General features: G+C 72.7%; 1 protein-coding gene. It reads left to right on the top strand.

Annotated elements, in window-relative coordinates; all coding sequences use genetic code 11:
- Nucleotides 1–454 precede the first annotated feature (454 nt).
- Nucleotides 455–1,172: ATP-binding protein (locus GT354_RS38500; RefSeq protein ID WP_161361029.1), on the top strand; the 718-nt coding region annotated here is incomplete at its 3' end.

Consider the following 1,172-nt stretch of genomic DNA (forward strand, 5'->3'; position numbering starts at 1 on the left):
CCGCCCGGCTCGCAGTCCTGGCAGCGCTCCGCGGCGGCGGTGCCGACGGTGAGGGTGCCGGCGCCGAGCACCGTGATCAGTGCGAGGGGCGCCAATCGGCGGGTGAGTCGTCTCGTGTTCACGTTGTCGTCCTGTTCGATGACGTCGAGCCGAACCATTCGAACTACGCGGCCCGACAAGCGATATGGGAGTGCAGTGCCGTGAACGTCGGGCGACGTACGCTCCGACCGGTCCTCGACATGCCCACTGTCGCCCGGCCCCGGCTGGCCGGCACAGAGTGGTCCGCTACTCCATTTCGCGAAAGGTCCTACTCCATCGACCGTTCGACCCTCGGGAGAACCCGAGCCGAGCACGCCCGAATTCGTGCGGCGGCGCGCCCGGGCCGGCATGCTGCCGAGAGCGGATCCGCCTCGCGGACTCGTGGCCCGGGGGGGCCGACACGACGGGGGTCACGATGGACATCGCACCGGACAACGCGCAGCCGTCGTTCACGGGCACGGGCAACGCGCGTCCGTCGTTCATGGGCACGGGCATGGGCAACGCGCGTCCGTCGTTCACGGACACGGGCGAGATGCGCCTGCCGTTCACGGACAGCGCACCGGGCGACGCACATCCGCCGTTCGTCGGCCGGGACGCGGAACTGGCCGATCTCGACCGCGCGTTACGCGCGTCAACCTGCACCGGAGCCGTGATCACGGGGGCCGGCGGCATCGGCAAGAGCCGCCTCGTCGAGGAGTTCCTCGCGCGGCTCGCCGGTGCTCCGGCGGACGCGCGCTCGGCGCGAGCGCGGGCCGCCGGTCGGGGGCGACACGTCGTACGGGTGCGGGCCACCCGGGCTTCGGCGTCCGTGGCCCTGTCGGCGCTGACCCCGTTGCTGCCCGCCGGCGCGCGTCCCGAGGAGCCGAGGATGTTCTTTCGCCAGGTGCGCGAGCATCTGGCCGAGCGTCGGGTTGCCGGTGGCGGTCGCCCGGTGGTCGCGGTCGACGACATCCATCTGCTCGACGCGGCCTCCTCCGCGCTGCTCGCGCTGTTGTTGGCCGAGGACGCGATCTTCCTGCTGGCCACGCTGCCCGACGGCGTCGACTGGCCCGATCCGTTGGGCCCGCTGTGGCGTCGCGGCGCGTTGCGGCACATCGCGTTGCCCGCGCTGGACGCCGAGCAGGCCGGCGCCC

The sequence above is a fragment of the Streptomyces sp. SID3343 genome, from assembly GCF_009865215.1.
Lineage (GTDB): Bacteria > Actinomycetota > Actinomycetes > Streptomycetales > Streptomycetaceae > Embleya.